Origin of the sequence: Castellaniella hirudinis (assembly GCF_042651965.1) — a bacterium.
In the GTDB taxonomy this organism is placed as follows: Bacteria; Pseudomonadota; Gammaproteobacteria; order Burkholderiales; family Burkholderiaceae_B; genus Castellaniella; species Castellaniella hirudinis.
Window position 1 is genome coordinate 1 of the sequence record NZ_JBHSDY010000007.1, and the last position, 16387, is coordinate 16387.

General features: G+C 67.6%; 20 protein-coding genes. 13 read left to right on the forward strand and 7 right to left on the reverse strand.

Features of this window, described 5'->3' with window-relative positions; translation table 11 throughout:
* Positions 1-105 precede the first annotated feature (105 nt).
* The gene (metK, locus tag ACFO0J_RS11610; protein WP_376813252.1) at positions 106-1269 is read right to left on the reverse strand and encodes a methionine adenosyltransferase; all 1164 of its coding nucleotides are present in this window, start codon (positions 1267-1269) and stop codon (positions 106-108) included.
* A 287-nt stretch (positions 1270-1556) separates the two neighbouring features.
* Between metK and ACFO0J_RS11615 the strand changes: the two genes are divergently transcribed.
* The 5 genes from ACFO0J_RS11615 to xerC all read left to right on the forward strand — a co-directional run bounded on the left by ACFO0J_RS11615 (position 1557) and on the right by xerC (position 5993).
* The gene (locus ACFO0J_RS11615; RefSeq protein WP_376813253.1) at positions 1557-2429 is read left to right on the forward strand and encodes a lysophospholipid acyltransferase family protein; all 873 of its coding nucleotides are present in this window, start codon (positions 1557-1559) and stop codon (positions 2427-2429) included.
* Positions 2430-2509: 80 nt separating this feature from the next.
* The gene (locus tag ACFO0J_RS11620; RefSeq protein ID WP_376813254.1) at positions 2510-3400 is read left to right on the forward strand and encodes a lysophospholipid acyltransferase family protein; all 891 of its coding nucleotides are present in this window, start codon (positions 2510-2512) and stop codon (positions 3398-3400) included.
* Positions 3401-3434: 34 nt separating this feature from the next.
* Positions 3435-4307 carry a diaminopimelate epimerase gene (gene dapF, locus ACFO0J_RS11625; protein ID WP_376813255.1) on the forward strand — a complete coding sequence of 291 codons (873 nt, stop codon included), beginning with the start codon at positions 3435-3437 and terminating at the stop codon, positions 4305-4307.
* A 17-nt stretch (positions 4308-4324) separates the two neighbouring features.
* On the forward strand, positions 4325-5005 hold the full coding sequence (locus ACFO0J_RS11630; protein WP_376813256.1) for a DUF484 family protein: 681 nt from the start codon (positions 4325-4327) through the stop codon (positions 5003-5005).
* Positions 5006-5030: 25 nt separating this feature from the next.
* On the forward strand, positions 5031-5993 hold the full coding sequence (gene xerC, locus ACFO0J_RS11635) for a tyrosine recombinase XerC (RefSeq protein WP_376813257.1): 963 nt from the start codon (positions 5031-5033) through the stop codon (positions 5991-5993).
* Between the two features lie 28 nt (positions 5994-6021).
* Here the strand turns inward: xerC and ACFO0J_RS11640 are convergent, their stop codons facing one another.
* From ACFO0J_RS11640 to ACFO0J_RS11655, 4 genes are read right to left on the reverse strand one after another with little or no spacing between them, the layout of a single operon-like run.
* Positions 6022-7164, reverse strand: a complete 1143-nt coding sequence (locus ACFO0J_RS11640) for a metal ABC transporter solute-binding protein, Zn/Mn family (protein ID WP_376813258.1) — start codon at positions 7162-7164, stop codon at positions 6022-6024.
* Positions 7164-8066 carry a metal ABC transporter permease gene (locus ACFO0J_RS11645; RefSeq protein ID WP_376813259.1) on the reverse strand — a complete coding sequence of 301 codons (903 nt, stop codon included), beginning with the start codon at positions 8064-8066 and terminating at the stop codon, positions 7164-7166. Before ACFO0J_RS11645 ends, ACFO0J_RS11640 begins: the two co-directional genes overlap by 1 nt.
* Positions 8066-8806, reverse strand: coding sequence for a metal ABC transporter ATP-binding protein (locus ACFO0J_RS11650; RefSeq protein ID WP_376813260.1), 741 nt, complete (start codon positions 8804-8806; stop codon positions 8066-8068). The genes ACFO0J_RS11645 and ACFO0J_RS11650 overlap by 1 nt, the downstream gene beginning before the upstream one ends.
* A complete protein-coding gene (locus tag ACFO0J_RS11655; RefSeq protein WP_376813261.1) occupies positions 8797-8940 on the reverse strand; it encodes a hypothetical protein in 144 nt (47 codons plus the stop codon). Before ACFO0J_RS11655 ends, ACFO0J_RS11650 begins: the two co-directional genes overlap by 10 nt.
* A gap of 61 nt (positions 8941-9001) precedes the next feature.
* Between ACFO0J_RS11655 and ACFO0J_RS11660 the strand changes: the two genes are divergently transcribed.
* The 6 genes from ACFO0J_RS11660 to hslU all read left to right on the forward strand — a co-directional run bounded on the left by ACFO0J_RS11660 (position 9002) and on the right by hslU (position 14282).
* Positions 9002-9469, forward strand: a complete 468-nt coding sequence (locus tag ACFO0J_RS11660; RefSeq protein WP_376813262.1) for a Fur family transcriptional regulator — start codon at positions 9002-9004, stop codon at positions 9467-9469.
* A gap of 146 nt (positions 9470-9615) precedes the next feature.
* Positions 9616-10467, forward strand: a complete 852-nt coding sequence (locus ACFO0J_RS11665) for a helix-turn-helix transcriptional regulator (RefSeq protein WP_376813263.1) — start codon at positions 9616-9618, stop codon at positions 10465-10467.
* A gap of 148 nt (positions 10468-10615) precedes the next feature.
* Positions 10616-11725 carry a CobW family GTP-binding protein gene (locus ACFO0J_RS11670; RefSeq protein WP_376813264.1) on the forward strand — a complete coding sequence of 370 codons (1110 nt, stop codon included), beginning with the start codon at positions 10616-10618 and terminating at the stop codon, positions 11723-11725.
* A gap of 77 nt (positions 11726-11802) precedes the next feature.
* Positions 11803-12243 (forward strand): RNA polymerase-binding protein DksA, encoded by a 441-nt coding sequence (dksA, locus tag ACFO0J_RS11675; RefSeq protein WP_376813265.1) that lies wholly within the window; start codon positions 11803-11805, stop codon positions 12241-12243.
* 160 nt (positions 12244-12403) lie between these two features.
* Positions 12404-12937 (forward strand): ATP-dependent protease subunit HslV, encoded by a 534-nt coding sequence (hslV, locus tag ACFO0J_RS11680; protein WP_376813266.1) that lies wholly within the window; start codon positions 12404-12406, stop codon positions 12935-12937.
* Positions 12938-12965: 28 nt separating this feature from the next.
* The gene (gene hslU, locus ACFO0J_RS11685) at positions 12966-14282 is read left to right on the forward strand and encodes an ATP-dependent protease ATPase subunit HslU (RefSeq protein ID WP_376813533.1); all 1317 of its coding nucleotides are present in this window, start codon (positions 12966-12968) and stop codon (positions 14280-14282) included.
* A 2-nt stretch (positions 14283-14284) separates the two neighbouring features.
* Here the strand turns inward: hslU and ACFO0J_RS11690 are convergent, their stop codons facing one another.
* Positions 14285-14647 (reverse strand): copper-binding protein, encoded by a 363-nt coding sequence (locus tag ACFO0J_RS11690; protein ID WP_376813267.1) that lies wholly within the window; start codon positions 14645-14647, stop codon positions 14285-14287.
* 145 nt (positions 14648-14792) lie between these two features.
* On the opposite strand from ACFO0J_RS11690, the gene ACFO0J_RS11695 reads away from it, so the two are divergent.
* A complete protein-coding gene (locus ACFO0J_RS11695; RefSeq protein WP_376813534.1) occupies positions 14793-15227 on the forward strand; it encodes a GNAT family N-acetyltransferase in 435 nt (144 codons plus the stop codon).
* Positions 15228-15289: 62 nt separating this feature from the next.
* Positions 15290-15841 carry a cob(I)yrinic acid a,c-diamide adenosyltransferase gene (locus tag ACFO0J_RS11700; protein WP_376813268.1) on the forward strand — a complete coding sequence of 184 codons (552 nt, stop codon included), beginning with the start codon at positions 15290-15292 and terminating at the stop codon, positions 15839-15841.
* Here the strand turns inward: ACFO0J_RS11700 and ACFO0J_RS11705 are convergent.
* Positions 15832-16359 (reverse strand): carboxymuconolactone decarboxylase family protein, encoded by a 528-nt coding sequence (locus tag ACFO0J_RS11705; protein WP_376813269.1) that lies wholly within the window; start codon positions 16357-16359, stop codon positions 15832-15834. The two genes, ACFO0J_RS11700 and ACFO0J_RS11705, sit on opposite strands and share 10 nt — an antisense overlap.
* Positions 16360-16387: the final 28 nt, after the last annotated feature.

The window sequence follows — 16387 nt, forward strand, 5'->3', positions numbered from 1 at the left end:
CTTCGACATGAAAAACACCCCAAAGGTTGGATCGGTGTCCAACTTTTGGGGGGCAGTTCATTGGGGGGCGCATTTTGCCTTGGGACGGCCCGTCGGCAAAATAGATCAGGCGGCGGCCTTGAGCGCCTGGATCTTGTCGGTGGCTTCCCAGCTGAATTCCGGTTCGCTGCGGCCGAAGTGGCCGTAGGCGGCGGACTTGGTGTAGATGGGGCGCAGCAGGTCGAGCATGTTGACGATGCCCTTGGGGCGCAGGTCGAAATGTTCGCGCACCAGGCGCGCGATCTGGTCGTCGGGGATCACGCCCGTGCCTTCGGTGTAGACCGTGATGTTGATCGGCTCGGCCACACCGATGGCGTAGCTGACCTGCACCTGGCACTGGCGGGCCAGGCCGGCGGCCACGATGTTCTTGGCCACGTAGCGCGCTGCATAGGCGGCGGAACGGTCGACCTTGGACGGATCCTTGCCGGAGAACGCGCCGCCGCCGTGCGGGCAGGCGCCGCCGTAGGTGTCGACGATGATCTTGCGGCCCGTCAGGCCGCAGTCGCCCTGCGGACCGCCGATGACGAACTTGCCGGTGGGGTTGACCAGGAATTTGGTCTTGTCCGTGAGCAGGCCGTCGGCGAAGACCGGGCGGATGATGTGTTCGATGACGGCGTCGCGGATGTCGGCCTGGGAGATGTCGGGATGATGCTGGGTGGACACCACCACGGTATCGACCTCGGCCGGCTTGCCGTCGACGTAGCGGAAGGTGACCTGGGATTTGGCATCCGGGCGCAGCCAGGGCAGACGGCCGTCCTTGCGCAGTTCGGCCTGGCGCTGCACGATGCGGTGCGCGTACCAGATCGGCGCGGGCATCAGGTCGGGGGTTTCGTCGCAGGCGTAGCCGAACATCAGGCCCTGGTCACCGGCGCCCTGGTTCAGGATGTCTTCCGGCGAACGGTCCACGCCCTGGGCGATGTCGGGGGATTGCTTGTCGTAGGCGACCAGCACCGCGCAGCCCTTGTAGTCGATGCCGTAGTCGGTGTTGTCGTAGCCGATGCGGCGGATCGTGTCGCGGGCGACCTGGATGTAGTCGACGTTGGCGCGCGAGGTGATCTCGCCGGCCAACACGACCAGGCCGGTATTGCAGAGGGTTTCGGCGGCAACGCGGGAGTTCGGGTCTTGTTCGAGCAGCGCGTCGAGGATGGCGTCGGAAATCTGGTCGGCGACCTTGTCGGGGTGGCCTTCGGAGACGGATTCGGAGGTAAAGAGAAAATCGTTGTTTGCCACAGCGATACGTCCTGTAAGAACGCCGGGTTGGCCGGCGAGAGGTTGAACGAAACGCGTTGCACCTCTGGATGTATCGGGGCGCGACGCTTTAGCGGAAAAAAGCCCGGACGGATTGCGCCGTCAGGTGATCGCTCCGCAAGTTGTCGGGTTAACTCAGCGATCCCCGCCATTTTAAGCGAAAATGGCGTTTGTCCCAAAGAAAGCATACCCCCGGTGTGGTGTTTGTGCGATGCGCGCATTCGCGCGGACCGCGTGGCGCGCCGGGGACAAACGCCACTCGATCCCTCATGCCGTTGTTCCTCGTCCGCCTGCTGGCCGCGCTGCCTCTGTCCTGGCTTCAGGCCATCGGCCGGCTGCTCGGCACGGTCGTCTACCTGTTCCCGGGCCGCTATCGCCGCCGCCTGAGGACCCACGCCGCGCAGGCCGGCTACACCGACCCGGCCTTCGGTCGCCGCGCGGCCGCCGAATCCGGCGCCATGATTCTGGAAATCCCCAAAGTCTGGTGGCGCACCCCGCAATGCCTGGCCCTGACGGGCGGCGACCAGGAATCCGTGGTGCGCGAGGCCCTGGCCGAAGGCCGGGGTGTGCTGTACCTGACGCCCCACCTGGGCTGCTTCGAGATCACCGCCCGCCACCTGACGCAATACGGTCCGCTGACGGTGATGTTCCGCCCCTCGCGCAGCCCGGTGCTGGACCCCATCGTCGAGTCCGCACGCGACATGCACAACCTGCGCGCCGTGCCGGCCAACCGCAACGGCGTGCGCGAATTCGTGCGCGCCTTGAAACGCGGCGAGGCCGTGGGCATGCTGCCCGATCAGGTGCCGCGCGAAGGCGACGGTGTCTGGCTGCCCTTCTTCGGCCGCTATGCCCTGACCATGACCCTGGCCGCGCGCCTGGCGCTGCAAACAGGCGTGGCCGTGATCCTGACCGCAGGCGAACGCCTGCCGGGCGGACGCGGCTGGCGCATCCACTACTTGCGCCTGGCCGAACCGCTGCCCGCCACGCCCGAAGCCCTGGCCGCCGCCATCAACCAGGCGATGGAAGCCTTGATCCGGCGCTTTCCGGAACAATATCTGTGGAGCTACAACCGCTACAAGATCCCGGATGATGCCCCGCCCATGCCTGAAGAACCTGCATCGGCGACGCATGGACCGGCTTGAGCGCCCGGTTTCCGCCCGACGGATCCAAAGATTCCCTGAGTACCTGGTCTCCATCGCTGCCCGATCCTGATTTTTCCGATATGGCTTTCGATAAAAAACCCCTGCTGCGCGCCGTCCTGGGCTATTTCGGCCGCTGTTCCGACCGCACGCGGCTGCGCTGGGGACGCCTCCTGGGGCGGCTGACGCCGCACCTGCTGCGCTCCCGCGCTCACATCGTCCGGGTGAACCTGGAGCGCTGCTTTCCCGACCTGGCGCCGGCCGAGCGGGACGCCCTGGCGCACCGCCATTTCCGCCTGCTGGCCCAGTCCGTCGTGGATCGGGGCCTGTGCTGGTTCGGCACGCCCGAGCGCATTCTGGACACGGTCGAACTGCATGGCGAACAGCATCTGCAAACGCTGCTGGACCAGGGGCGCCGCATCCTGATGTTCGCGCCGCACCTCATCGCCCTGGACGCCGCCGCCACGCGCCTGACCCTGTTTCTGAAGGAATCCGCCACGCTGTACACGCGCCAGAGCGACGCCGACGTGGACGAGATCGTGCGCCTGGGACGCGGGCGCTTCAACCAGGTCCACCTGGTCAGCCGCCACGACGGCGTGCGCGGCCTGATCCGGCATCTGCGCAAAGGCATTCCCGTGTACTACCTGCCGGACATGGATTTCGGCCGCCAGGGCAGCGCCTTCATCCCTTTTTTCGGCGTGCCCGCCGCCACCCTGCTGTCGGCCGCCCAGATCGCCGCCGCCTGGGACGCCGCGGTAGTGCCCGTCATCAGCCGCCTGGACCCCGACACGGGCCGCTACCGCGTGGACGTCGGCCCGCCGGTGGAGCGCTTCCCCGGTGAAGACGACCCCGAAACCGCCACCGCGCGCCTGAACACCCTGATCGAAGACGAGGTCCGCCGCGACCCGGCGCAATACTATTGGGTGCACCGGCGCTTCAAGACCCGGCCGGAGGGAGAGCAAGGGTTTTATTAGTCAATCCTTGCGTATTTGAGCGGATAATGTCCCGATGATCTGGAACTTCACCAAAATGCACGGCGCGGGCAACGATTTCGTGGTCCTGGACGGCGTGCGCCAGTCCATCGAGCTGACGCCTGTCCGCGCCCGGGCGCTGGCCGACCGGCATTTCGGCGTCGGCGCCGACCAGATCCTGCTGGTCGAAAACCCGCTGCACCCGGACGCGGACTTCCGCTACCGGATCTTCAACGCCGATGGCGGCGAAGTCGAGCATTGCGGCAATGGCGCGCGCTGCTTCGTGCGCTTCGTGCACGAACAAGGCCTGTCGCGGCGCAATCCGCTGCGCGCCGAAATTTCCACCGGGCTGATCGTGCTGCACGAAGCCGACGACGGCCAAGTCAGCGCAGACATGGGCCGCACCGCCTTTACCCCGCCGGACCTGGCCTTCGATCCGGCCGGCCTGGACACCCGGGGCTGCAGCGAAGACACCCTGTACCGGCTGGATCTCCCGCCCGAGGCGGGCGAGGTCTGGTGCTCGCTGGTGGCGATCTCCAACCCCCATGCCGTGGTCCAGGTGGACGACGTGGACACGCACCCCGTCGCCCGCCAGGGGCCCGCCATCGAATCCCACCCCCGCTTCGCCCAGCGCGTCAACGCCGGTTTCATGCAAGTGATTGACCGCCGCCACATCCGGCTGCGGGTCTACGAGCGCGGCGCCGGCGAGACCCTGGCCTGCGGCACCGGCGCCTGCGCCGCCGCCGTCGCCGGTATCCGGCGCGGCCTGCTGGACAGCCCGGTGCGGGTGGACACTCGGGGCGGCGCCCTGCAAATCGACTGGGACGGCCAGGTACTGCGCATGCAAGGCCCGGCGACCACGGTTTTTCATGGTCAAATCGACATCGACGCCCTGACCGCGACCCTCTGACTCACGGAAAAGCCCATATGACGCAGGATGCCTTCACCGCCCAGGACGTGGCGGACTATCTCAGCCGCAACCCCGATTTCTTCGAGGTGCACGCCGACGTATTCGCCTCGATGAACGTGCCCCACCCTCACCAGGCGCGCGCGATCTCGCTGGGGGAACGGCAGATTCTGACGCTGCGCGCGCGCGTCAAGGAACACGAACACCGGCTGATGCAGTTGCTGCACAATGCCGGCGGCAACGAACGCATCAACCAGTCGCTCATGCAGTGGTGCGCGCGCATGCTGGCCGAGCCCGACGCCGAGCGCATCCCGGCCCACATCATCCGCAGCCTGTCGGATCAGTTCGACCTCAGCGCCATCGCGCTGCGGGTCTGGGACCTGCCGGCGCTGGCGGACAGCGAGTTCGCCCAGGACATCGACGCCGACATCCGCGCCTATGCCGACACGCTGGAGCAGCCTTACTGCGGCCCGCGCAAGGACCAGGAACCCGCCCGCTGGCTGGCGTCCGAACCCGCTTCGCTGGCGATCCTGCCCCTGCGCACGGTGAACGGCGCGGCGCCGGTCGGCCTGCTGGTCCTGGGCTCGGACGATGGCGGCCGCTTCACGCCGGACATGGGCACGGCCTTTCTGTCGCTGATCGCCTCGCTGGCGGGGGCGGCCCTGGGGCGGCTGGCCCGGCCGGCGCCCGAAGCGGCCTGAGGCCGTACGCGGGGGGCCGGCGCTCATGGACGACGCGCTCACGGAAGCCTGGCTGGCCGAGCTGGGGGCGCAGCAACGCTATTCCGATCACACGATCGCCGCCTACCGCCGCGACCTGCGGGCGCTGCGGCAATGTTTTCCCGGCCAACCGCTGGACGCGCTGGACGAGGCCCGGATCCGCCAGGCCCTGGGGCGGCTGCATGCCTCCGGGCTGCAGCCCCGCAGCCTGGCACGCGCCCTGGCCGCCTGGCGCAGCTACTACGAATGGCGCGCCCCCGCCGCCGGCCTGACGCGCAACCCGGCCCACGGCGTGCGTGCGCCCCGCATTCCGCACAGCCTGCCCAAAGCCCTGTCCGTGGATCAGGCCCAGGCCCTGCTGGACCGCAGCCAGTTGCCGCCCGCCGAAACGCCGGTCGAACGGCGCGACATGGCGATGTTCGAGATCCTGTATTCCGGCGGCCTGCGACTGTCTGAACTGATCGGCCTGGACTGGCAGCCGGTGCGCACGCCGGGCCACGCGTCGCATAGCTGGATTCTGGCCGACGAGGGCGAGGCCGTCGTCCGGGGCAAGGGCGGCAAGACCCGCATCGTGCCGCTGGGGCGCCAGGCCCTGGCCGCCCTGCAGGCCTGGCTGGAAGTCCGCGACGGCATGCTGAACCCCAAGTCCGACGAAGACGCACGGGCCGCGCTGTTCCTGGGCGAACGCGGCCAACGCATCAGCCCGCGCGTGGTGCAGTTGCGTCTACAGGCCCTGGCGCAACGCGTCGGCCTGCCGCTGCACGTGCATCCGCACAGCCTGCGGCACAGCTTCGCCAGCCACTTGCTGCAATCCGCCCAGGACCTGCGCGCCGTCCAGGAATTGCTGGGACACGCCAATATCTCCACGACCCAGATCTACACCCGGCTGGACTTCCAGCACCTGGCCGCCAGCTACGACCAGGCGCATCCGCGGGCGAAGCGCAAGACGGAGGACAAGTCCGGACACTGAGCAGTCCCTGCGGATGAGGCGGGACTGCCTACGGCGCCTGAAACGCCTGCAGCAACTGCTGCGTATTCCAGCGGAACATGCCCAGATAGGTCGAGGCCTCGTGCCCCGGCAAGTCCAGCGTGTCCGCGTACAGCGCGCCGCCCGGCTTCACGCCGGTTTCGGCCGCGATCTGCTGCAAGGCGCGCGCGTTGCCGCCCTGCTCCAGGAACAGCGCCCGGATATGATGCGCGCGGATGCGTGTCACCAGATCCGCCATCGCGCGCGCGGACGGCTCCGCCTCGCTGGACAGGCCGACCACCGACAGGACCTCGATGCCGTAGGCCGCGCCGAAATAGCCGAAGGCGTCGTGCGAAGTCGCCAGCACGCGCCGGTCGGCGGGGACGGCCGCCAGTCGTTGGCGCCAGTCGGCATCGGCCCGTTGCAAAGCCTGCACATAGGCCTCGGCACGCGCCTCGTAGGCGGCGGCGTGGGCCGGATCGGCCTCGGCCAGCCCGCGCGCGATGTTGCGCGCATAGATCACGCCATTGGCCAGATCCTGCCAGGCATGGGGATCGACGCCGCCATGGTCGTGGGCCGCGTGATCGTGATCGTGATCGTGATCGTGATCGTGATCGTGATCGTGATCGTGGTCGTGGTCGTGGTCACCCGCATCATCCACATGCGCGTGGCCATGATCCGCCGCCCCGTGTTCATGCGCCTCACGCGCCGACTCCTCATCATCCAGGCGCCTGGGCTGCACGCCCCGCGAAGCCTCGATCACGGCCCCCTTGAAACCGGCCGCCTCGACCAGGCGCGGCATCCAGGATTCGAAACCCAGGCCGTTGACCACCAGCACCCGGGCGCGGCCCAGGGCGCGCGCATCCTTGGGCGTCGGCTCGAAAGTATGGGCATCACGCATCGGCCCGACGAGCACGTCCAGGCGGATGTCGTCCCCGCCCACCTCGCGCACGATGTCGCCCAGGATCGAGAACGAGGCCACCACGGGCAGGCGGGCGTCCTCGGACGCGCCTGCGGCCTGGACGGCTGACGGCGCGATGCCCACTGCCACGCACAGAGCCAGCGCGGTCCCCGCCAGCCACGCACCGAGCGCGCCCGGCCCTCGCCTCACAACCCGCGCACCGCCCTGCATCACCAAGCGCGGGCCGAGGACAAGCAATCGGTATTCTTTCATCAATGACCTTCCTTCATGGATTGCAACAACCGGGTACGGCGCGCGCGCGATTCACGCAGGGCCAGCAGGACGCCGCCGTGCGGCCCGAACGCGACCGAAATGAAATGGAGCACGCCCGCCGACAAAATGATGGCCGGCGAGGCAGGCACGTCCGCGTAGTAGGACACCAGCAGGCCCGCGTAGGACGCCAGGGCGCCCAGCGCAGCCGCCAGCACCATCTGGGCGCCCACCGGCCGCGCCCAGAACCGGGCCGCCGTCGCGGGCAGCATCATGATGCCCACCACCATCAGGGTGCCCAGCACCTGGAAGCCCGCCACCAGGTTCAGCACCAGCAGCAACAGGAAACCGATATGCGCCCAGGCCCCTGCCCGCCCCTCGGCACGCAGGAAGCCGGGGTCCAGGCATTCCACCGCCAGCACGCGCAGCAGCGCGGCCAGCGCCAGCAGCGTCACGCTGCTGACCACAGTGACCAGAATCAGGGCCGCATCGCTCAAGCCCAGCACCGTGCCGAACAGCACGTGGATCAGGTCCATATTGGTGCCTTTCAGGGACACCAGCAGCACCCCCAGGCCCAGGGACACCAGATAGAAAGCCGCAAAGCTGGCGTCCTCGCGCAGCGGCGTCATGCGCGACACCAGACCAGCCAGCACCGCCACCGCGACGCCGGTGACCAGTCCGCCCAGCGTCATGGCCGTCATGGACAGACCCGCCGTCAGAAAACCGACCGCCACGCCCGGCAGAATGGCGTGCGCCATGGCATCACCCATCAGGCTGAGGCGGCGCAGCACCAGGAACACCCCCAGCGGCCCGGCGGCGAAGGCCAGCGCCAAAGCGCCCGCCAGGGCGCGGCGCATGAAGCCGAATTCAATGAAGGGCTGCGCCAGCAGATTCCACAAGTCCATCAGGCGGCCTCCCCGGCGCACAGGTGGCGGGCCAGGTGCAGATTGGAGGCGCACAGCACCTGGCCGCTCTCGCCCCAGCCCACGACCTGCCCCGCCAGCAGCAGGGTCTGCGGAAAATAGGCGCGCACCATGTCCAGGTCATGCAGCACGGCGATCAGGGTGCGCCCCTCGCCATGCCATTGGTGCAACAGGGCCAGCAGATCCTCGGTCGTGGCCCGATCCACGGCGGCAAAGGGCTCGTCCAGCAGAATCACCCGCGCGTCGCGCAGCATCAGGCGCGCGAACAGCGCACGCTGCCGCTGGCCGCCCGACAGGGTATTCACAGGCTGACGGCCAAAACCGGCCAGGCCCACGGCGCGCAGCGCGGCTTCGACGGCGTCCCGGCCCGCGTCGTCCAGGCCGCGCCAGGCGCCCAGCCGATGCCAGGCCCCCATGGCCACCAGATCGAAGGTGCTGATGGGGAAATCGAGATCCAGTTCGGCCGACTGCGGCAGGCAGGCCAGATCGCCCGCAAGCGCCGGATCGATCCGGATGCGCCCCCGGGCGGGGTTCAGGCGACCCGAGATGGCCTTGACCAGCGTGGACTTCCCGGCCCCGTTCGGCCCCACCACCGCCGTCAAGGAGCCCTGGGGAAACACGCCGCTGGCATCACGCACCGCGATCCGGTCGCGCCAACCCAGCCAGACCTGCTGCAATTCGATGGCAGGCGGCGCCTCGCCGGGTGCCGGGCTCACCACCATTGCAACGCCCATCCGGTCAGCAGCCACAGGAATGCCACGGCCAGCGCGGCGCGGCGCATGCGCTGGCCGGCCGACATCAGCAGGGAAGAACCGCGATAGCGGCCCGGTCTGGAAAACAGGGAAGAGAGGGACATGATGATCCGTGGTCGGCGTCCGGGAGACGTCCAAGGTTTGTTATGTTATAACATAACCATCATGAACACGAAGGCCCATTCCCACACCCACACCGAGATCACCGCGCGCCTGGACACAGCCGAACGGCTCTGCGCCCAGCGCGGTTCGCGGTTGACGCCCCTGCGGCGCCTGGTGCTGGAAACGCTGCTGCGTCATCACGGCAGCCTCAAGGCCTACGAACTGCTCGACGCCCTGCGGGCCGCCCAGCCCGGCGCCGCGCCCCCTACGGTCTACCGGGCGCTGGACTTCCTGACGGAGCAGGGCCTGATCCACCGGCTGGACGCCATCAACGCCTGGAGCGCCTGTACTGACGCGGGCGGCCAGCCCCACGACGTGCTGATCGTCTGCACCCGCTGCGGCAATGTGGCCGAACTCAGCGACCCCGAGCTGGGCCGCCGTCTGGCCGACTGCGTCGCCCAGGCCGGCTTTACCCTGAGCGGCCAGGAAACCGAACTGCGCGCGCTCTGTCCTCGCTGCCGGCAAGGCTGAAACGCCGGCCGCGCGCCGGCCGATTGCTTTACTTCAACGGCGCAGCCCCCTATAGTCCATAAAAAAGCACCTGGGCGGCTCGGCGACGACCGACGGAACGCAAGACGGATGACTGCGGACCGCCCTCTGCACAGGGAGACTTCCACATGGCACTGGATACGAGCAGCCTGACGCGCCTGTCCGTCAATCTGTACGACGCCTGCTATGACGCCGGCGCCTGGCCGCTGGCCGCCCAGGCGCTGCGCGACTGCCTGGACAGCATGGCCGCCACCCTGGTCGTGCGCCAGGGCGCGGACTTCGAGACCGTGCACAGCGATTGCGACGCCGACTTCTCCCAACGGTACTGGCGGGATTTCTCCACGCAGGACCCCATGCTGACCGGCCCCGCGCCCGCCCACCGGATCTATTGCGACCAGACCGTCATGGACCGCTCCCGTTTTCAGCGCTCCGCCCTGTTCAACGACTGGCTGCGGCCGCAGGATCGCCACAGCATCCTGCTGATCAAGATCCCCGACGCACAGGGCGAAATCGCCGCCATCTTCGCGCTCAATCGGGGCGGTTCGCAGCCGTGCTACAGCACCGACGATCTGGCGGCCTGCCGGCAGATCGAACCGCTGCTGACCCATGCCGTCCGTCTCCAGGACCGGATCGCCCAATTGCGCGCGCTCGCGGAAACCAGCCGCCACGCTGCACACGGGTCAAGCCGCCTGGACCTCGACATGGACCGCCGCAGGCGGCCCCTGGATCAGGCCGCGGACATGCTGCTGGATCTGCCGCCTGACATCCGCCCGCATCTGCAATCCTTGTTCGACCTCAGTCCCAAGGAGGCCGATCTGGCCTACGCGCTGATGCGCGGCCTGTCCCTGCGCGAAGCCGCCCAGGAACGCCACGTCGGCCTGCCCACCGTGCGCAGCCAACTGGCCAGTCTGCTGCGCAAGACCGGCACGGCCCGCCAGGGTCAGTTGATCGCGCTGCTGGCTCGGGCAACGGCTGCGTAACATATTCTCCCTGGACGGTCTGCAGCCGAGTTTGCCCTAAACCCGGGCCTATGATGTAATCGCATGCTGATCGCCGCCCCCTTCACTGGAACGGTCACTTCTTCCCGGCATCCGGCTACGAGGACGGCGCATCGCACTCGAGGCCATCATGAACACTGCTCCATCCGCCGATTCTCTGATTCCCGTCACCGTACTCACCGGTTTTCTGGGGGCTGGCAAGACCACCCTGCTGCGCCGCATCCTGACGGAATTCCACGGCCAGCGCATCGCCGTCATCGAAAACGAATTCGGCGAAGAGAACATCGACAACGACCTGTTGGTTCAGGACAGCGACGAACAGGTCGTGGAACTGAGCAACGGCTGCGTCTGCTGCACGGTGCGCGGCGACCTGATCCGCACCCTGGGCGACCTCGCCGCCCGGCGCGCCGCCGGCGGCGTGCGCTTCGACCGCGTGATCATCGAGACCACCGGCATGGCCAACCCCGGCCCGGTCTGCCAGACCTTCTTCATGGACGACGACATCGCCGCCACCTACCGGCTGGACGCGGTCATCACGGTCGTGGACGCCAAGCACGGCATGGCCACGCTGGACCGCCAGGAAGAAGCCCAGCGCCAGGTCGGTTTCGCGGACCGCATCCTGGTCTCGAAAAAAGACCTGGTGAACGAGGCCGACTACCAGGCCCTGCGCGCCCGCCTGGTGCGGATCAACCCGCGCGCCTCCATCCAGCCCGCGAACTTCGGTGAAACCGATCTGCACGCCCTGCTGGACGTCAGCGGCTTCGATCTGGACGCCATCCTGGACATCGACCCGGAATTCCTCGCCGAGGAAGCCGCACACGACCACCACGGACACGACCATCACCACGGCCATGACCATCATGATCATGAGCACGACGACGAAGACGGCCATCACGCCTGCGGCCCCGACTGCGGACACGATCACCACCACGCCCATCACGACGACGAGATCGGCGCCTTCGTCTTCCGATCCAAGCGCCCCTTCGACCCGGAACGCCTGGAAGACTTCCTCAGCGGCATCGTCCAGGTCTACGGACCCGACCTGCTGCGTTACAAAGGCATCCTGTACATCAAGGGCATCAATCGCCGCATGCTGTTCCAGGGCGTCCACATGATGTTCGGCGCCGAACCCGGCAAACCCTGGCCTGCCAGTGAAAAACCGAATACCCGCATGGTCTTCATTGGCCGTAAACTGCCTCAGGACATCTTCACCCAGGGGCTCGAACAATGCCTGGCCTGAACTGCGCAACACCGCTGCCTCACCGGATCTTCCGGACGCGGCGGGCAGGGCCCGGCACATAAAAAAGAGGACACGACATGGCTACCAAATCCAGCACCAAGCCGCAGGGCAAGCCGCTTACGGAAAAAGAGCTGCTGGCGATGCCTGAAAAGGACTACATGAACGACGCCCAACTGGCGTTCTTCCGTGAACGCCTGCATCAGCTCGAACACGAAATCCTCACCAATGCGGGCGCCACGACCGAAAATCTGCGTGAAACCCAGTACGTGCCCGATCCGGCCGACCGCGCCACGATCGAGGAAGAACACGCGCTGGAACTGCGCACCCGCGACCGCGAGCGCAAGCTGCTGAAAAAGGTTCAGCAGTCCATCTCCCGCATCGACGCCGGCGAATACGGCTGGTGCGAGGAAACCGGCGAACCCATCGGTGTCGCCCGTCTGCTGGCCCGCCCCACGGCCACCTTGTCGCTCGAAGCGCAAGAGCGCCGCGAAATGCGCCAGAAGCTCTACGGGGATTGAATTCGGCGCCTGACCGCACCATGCTGCGTTGCAAATCTCGCGATAGTCGTACTATCGCTGCGATTTGCGCCTTGCCCGGCACGCCCGGGCATCCGAATTCCGACGGCTTGAATTTCCCCCTGGCCGCCCCCATGTGGTCTTCTCCACCCGAGAGGACCGCATGGAACAATTTCACGCCACCACCATCGTCTGCGTCCGGCGCGGCGAAGAAGTCGCCCTGGGCGGCGACGGCCAGGTCACGCTGGGCAATATCGTCATCAAGGGGACGGCCCGCAAGATCCGCCGCCTCTATCACGACAAGGTCCTGGCCGGTTTCGCCGGCGCCACGGCCGACGCCTTCACCCTGCAGGAACGCTTCGAGGCCAAACTGGAAAAACACCAGGGCCACCTGATGCGCGCCGCCGTCGAACTGACGCGCGACTGGCGCACCGACCGCGTGCTGCGCCGCCTGGAAGCCATGCTGATCGTGGCCGACCGCGAACACACCCTGATCCTGACCGGCAACGGCGACGTGCTGGAACCCGAACACGGCATCGCCGCCATCGGTTCGGGCGGCGCCTATGCCCAGTCGGCGGCGCGCGCCCTGCTGGACGCCACCGACCTGCCCCCCGCCGACGTCGTCAAGAAATCCCTGGAAATCGCCGGGGAGCTCTGCATCTACACCAACCAGAACCACATCGTCGAAACGCTCTAGGCCATTCCCCATGTCTGACGCTACCCCCATGACCCCCAAGGAAATCGTCTCGGAGCTGGACAAGCACATTGTCGGCCAGGACAAGGCCAAGCGTTCGGTCGCCGTGGCGCTGCGCAACCGCTGGCGCCGCCAGCAGGTGCCCGAGCCCCTGCGCCACGAGATCGTCCCTAAAAACATCCTGATGATCGGCCCCACCGGTGTCGGCAAGACCGAGATCGCCCGTCGTCTGGCCCGCCTGGCCAACGCGCCCTTCATCAAGATCGAGGCCACCAAGTTCACCGAAGTCGGCTACGTGGGCCGCGACGTGGACACCATCGTGCGCGATCTGGTCGAGGTCGCCATCAAGCAGACGCGCGAAACCGAGACGCGGCGCGTGCGCACCCAGGCCGAGGACGCCGCCGAAGACCGCATCCTGGACGCCCTGCTGCCGCCGCCGCGCAACGCCCACGGCGAACCCGAGCGCGAGGAAAACAACACCCGCCAGATCTTCCGCAAGCGCCTGCGCGAGGGCAAGCTGGACGATACGCAGATCGACATCGAGGTCGCCCAGACATCGCCGCAGATGGAAATCATGGCGCCGCCGGGCATGGAGGAAATGACCGAGCAATTGCGCGGCATGTTCGCCGGCCTGTCCCAGGGCAAGACCAAGTCGCGCAAGCTGTCCGTCAAGGAAGCCTTCCGCCTGCTGGTCGACGAAGAAGCCGCGCGCCGCATCAACGAGGAAGAACTGCGCACCCACGCCGTGACGCTGGCCGAACAGCACGGCATCGTCTTCCTGGACGAGATCGACAAGATCGCCGCGCGCCAGGAACAGGGCGGCGCCGACGTCTCGCGCCAGGGCGTGCAGCGCGACCTGCTGCCGCTGGTCGAAGGCACGACCGTCAATACCAAGTACGGCATGGTGCGCACCGACCACATCCTGTTCATCGCCTCGGGCGCCTTCCACCTGTCCCGGCCGTCGGACCTGATCCCGGAACTGCAGGGCCGCTTCCCGATCCGGGTGGAACTGGATTCCCTGTCGACCGAGGACTTCGTACGCATCCTGGGCGAGACCGACGCCTCGCTGACCAAGCAGTACCGCGCCCTGCTGGCCACGGAAGACGTCACCCTGGAATTCACCGAAGACGGCGTCCACCGCCTGGCCGAACTGGCCTTCGCGGTCAACGAGCGCACGGAAAACATCGGCGCCCGGCGCCTGTACACGGTGATGGAAAAGCTGCTGGAGGATCTGTCCTTCGAGGCGGCCAGCCCGGGCGCGGAAACCGTGGTGATCGACGCCGCCTACGTGAACGACAAGCTGTCCGAGGCCGCCGGCAGCCAGGACCTGGCGCGCTACGTGTTGTAGGACTAGTTTTTCTTCAACTCAACGATCCGGTACTGGCCGCCGGTCCGCTCGGCCGTGAAACTGACCTTGTCGCCCACCGCGATCCCCGCCAACAGCGCGGGATCCGTGTGGTAGACCAGGGTCATGGCAGGCAGGTCGAGCTTGCCGATGGCGCCATGGCGGATGGCGATCTTGCCGTCGGTCGCATTCACCCGCACGACCTCGCCGCTGGCGCTGGCGCTGGCCTGGACAGGCGCCGCCTGCGCGGCGGCGGGCGGGCTCCAGATACTGGCCGCCGCCAGCACCAGCGCACCTGCCGGGGCGCCTGCCACGGCCAGGGCGCCGAAAGCCGCCGCAAACCGGGCGCACAGAGCACGAAAACGCATGGGCTAAACTCCTTGGTTTTCCCGGGGATGTTCCGCCAGGGCATCCCCAGCATACCGCGAAACAGAGACTCTCTTGCCTACCCCCGTCCCCGGCTACGACCTGCGCCCCGCCACCGCATCCGACATCCCCGCCATCCACGCCCTGATGCTCGAAATGGCGGAATTCGAGAAGCTGACCGATATTTTCCAGGCCACGCACGAGAGCCTGAACCACAGTTTCTTCGGCCCGGAGCCGGCTGCACGCGGCCTGGTCATCACGACGACCGAGGATCCGGCCACGCCCATCGCCTACATCATGTGGTTCCACAACTACTCCAGCTTCCTGGACCGGCGCGGCCTGTACCTGGAGGACGTGTACATCACCCCCGCCCACCGGGGACGCGGCCTGGGCGGCTGGGTGCTCAAGCACCTGGCGGCGCTGGCCGTGGAACTGGGCTGCGGCCGCTTCGAGTGGGTGGTGCTGGACTGGAACGAGAACGCCATCGAGTTCTACAAGCACCACGGCGGCGAGATCCTGGACGACTGGCGCGTGGTGCGCGTCACCGGCGACGCGCTGCGGCAGTTGGCCGGACAAGACTGAGCTGGTCTGAGCAGGACCGGGCACGCGCGCCTCACTTTCCATCAAACCCATCGGGAGTTCCCATGTCGATCCGCGTTTCCATCGTCTCCACCCGCACCGGCGATGACGGCACCACCGGCCTGGGCGACAAGACCCGCGTGCCCAAAGACGCCCCGCGCATCACCGCGCTGGGCGACGTGGACGAGCTGAACAGTGCGATCGGCCTGTGGCGCACGGAGGCGCTGCCGGCCGAGGTGGACGCCCTGCTGAACCGCATCCAGCACGATCTGTTCGACCTGGGCGGCGAACTCTGCATCCCGGACTGGACGGCGCTCAAGAACGAGCACGTGCTGCGGCTGGACGAAGCCCTGGCGCACTACAACGCCGAACTGGGTCCGCTGCAGGAATTCATCCTGCCCGGCGGCTCACGCGCCGCCGCCCACGCCCACATGGCCCGCACCATCGCCCGTCGGGCGGAACGGTCCGTGGTGACGCTCGCGCGCCAGGAAACCGTGAACCCGCCCGTGCTGCATTACCTGAACCGCCTGTCCGACCTGTGCTTCGTGCTGGCGCGCTATCTGAACCGGGCGGCGGGGGTGCCCGATACGCTATGGGAGCGGGACGATCAGCGCTGATCGTCCGAATGCACCTGCAGCGCCTCTAAAAAGCGCGACACCATGTTGTAGGCCGCGATGGTGGCCGTCAGCTCCACCAGTTCCTGGTCCGGGAAATATCCCCGCACGGCCTGGAACACGGCATCGGGCACCTGCACGGCGCGCGTCATCACGTCCGCGTACGCCAGCACGGCGCGTTCGCGCGCATCGAACAGATCCGCCGGGATGGTGTCCAGGGCCAGCGCATCGAGCTGGTCCTGACGCAGCCCCTCGCGCAGGGCGATGGGCGCGTGCTGATCGGCCTCGTAGGGTGCGCGGTTCAGGTGTGCGATGCGCATGATGACCAGTTCGCGGGTCGCGCCGTCCAGGCTGCAATGGTGGCGGATGGCGGTCAGATAGGTCAGCCAGCCCTCCGCCGCAGGAGGACTGTGCAGCAGCATCTGGTACAGGTGCAGCACGCTGCCGCGCTCGGCGACGATGCGGTCCGCCAGCGCGGCCGCCTTGCCCCGGCTCAGGTCGGCGTAGTCGATTCGGGCCATGAAATTCTCCGGAAATATCCCCGGCCCA

What these genes read in the sequence shown, in the direction of transcription:
- dapF (WP_376813255.1), top strand. Translation starts at nt 3,435, where the DNA reads ATGATCTGGAACTTCACCAAAATGCACGGCGCGGGCAACGATTTCGTG.
- ACFO0J_RS11660 (WP_376813262.1), top strand. Translation starts at nt 9,002, where the DNA reads ATGAACACGAAGGCCCATTCCCACACCCACACCGAGATCACCGCGCGC.
- ACFO0J_RS11645 (WP_376813259.1), bottom strand. Translation starts at nt 8,066, where the DNA reads ATGGACTTGTGGAATCTGCTGGCGCAGCCCTTCATTGAATTCGGCTTC.
- ACFO0J_RS11690 (WP_376813267.1), bottom strand. Translation starts at nt 14,647, where the DNA reads ATGCGTTTTCGTGCTCTGTGCGCCCGGTTTGCGGCGGCTTTCGGCGCC.
- ACFO0J_RS11695 (WP_376813534.1), top strand. Translation starts at nt 14,793, where the DNA reads ATGCTCGAAATGGCGGAATTCGAGAAGCTGACCGATATTTTCCAGGCC.
- ACFO0J_RS11640 (WP_376813258.1), bottom strand. Translation starts at nt 7,164, where the DNA reads ATGAAAGAATACCGATTGCTTGTCCTCGGCCCGCGCTTGGTGATGCAG.
- ACFO0J_RS11705 (WP_376813269.1), bottom strand. Translation starts at nt 16,359, where the DNA reads ATGGCCCGAATCGACTACGCCGACCTGAGCCGGGGCAAGGCGGCCGCG.
- ACFO0J_RS11620 (WP_376813254.1), top strand. Translation starts at nt 2,510, where the DNA reads ATGGCTTTCGATAAAAAACCCCTGCTGCGCGCCGTCCTGGGCTATTTC.
- xerC (WP_376813257.1), top strand. Translation starts at nt 5,031, where the DNA reads ATGGACGACGCGCTCACGGAAGCCTGGCTGGCCGAGCTGGGGGCGCAG.
- ACFO0J_RS11650 (WP_376813260.1), bottom strand. Translation starts at nt 8,806, where the DNA reads ATGGTGGTGAGCCCGGCACCCGGCGAGGCGCCGCCTGCCATCGAATTG.
- ACFO0J_RS11630 (WP_376813256.1), top strand. Translation starts at nt 4,325, where the DNA reads ATGACGCAGGATGCCTTCACCGCCCAGGACGTGGCGGACTATCTCAGC.
- ACFO0J_RS11615 (WP_376813253.1), top strand. Translation starts at nt 1,557, where the DNA reads ATGCCGTTGTTCCTCGTCCGCCTGCTGGCCGCGCTGCCTCTGTCCTGG.
- ACFO0J_RS11665 (WP_376813263.1), top strand. Translation starts at nt 9,616, where the DNA reads ATGGCACTGGATACGAGCAGCCTGACGCGCCTGTCCGTCAATCTGTAC.
- ACFO0J_RS11655 (WP_376813261.1), bottom strand. Translation starts at nt 8,940, where the DNA reads ATGTCCCTCTCTTCCCTGTTTTCCAGACCGGGCCGCTATCGCGGTTCT.
- ACFO0J_RS11670 (WP_376813264.1), top strand. Translation starts at nt 10,616, where the DNA reads ATGAACACTGCTCCATCCGCCGATTCTCTGATTCCCGTCACCGTACTC.
- hslU (WP_376813533.1), top strand. Translation starts at nt 12,966, where the DNA reads ATGACCCCCAAGGAAATCGTCTCGGAGCTGGACAAGCACATTGTCGGC.
- ACFO0J_RS11700 (WP_376813268.1), top strand. Translation starts at nt 15,290, where the DNA reads ATGTCGATCCGCGTTTCCATCGTCTCCACCCGCACCGGCGATGACGGC.
- dksA (WP_376813265.1), top strand. Translation starts at nt 11,803, where the DNA reads ATGGCTACCAAATCCAGCACCAAGCCGCAGGGCAAGCCGCTTACGGAA.
- hslV (WP_376813266.1), top strand. Translation starts at nt 12,404, where the DNA reads ATGGAACAATTTCACGCCACCACCATCGTCTGCGTCCGGCGCGGCGAA.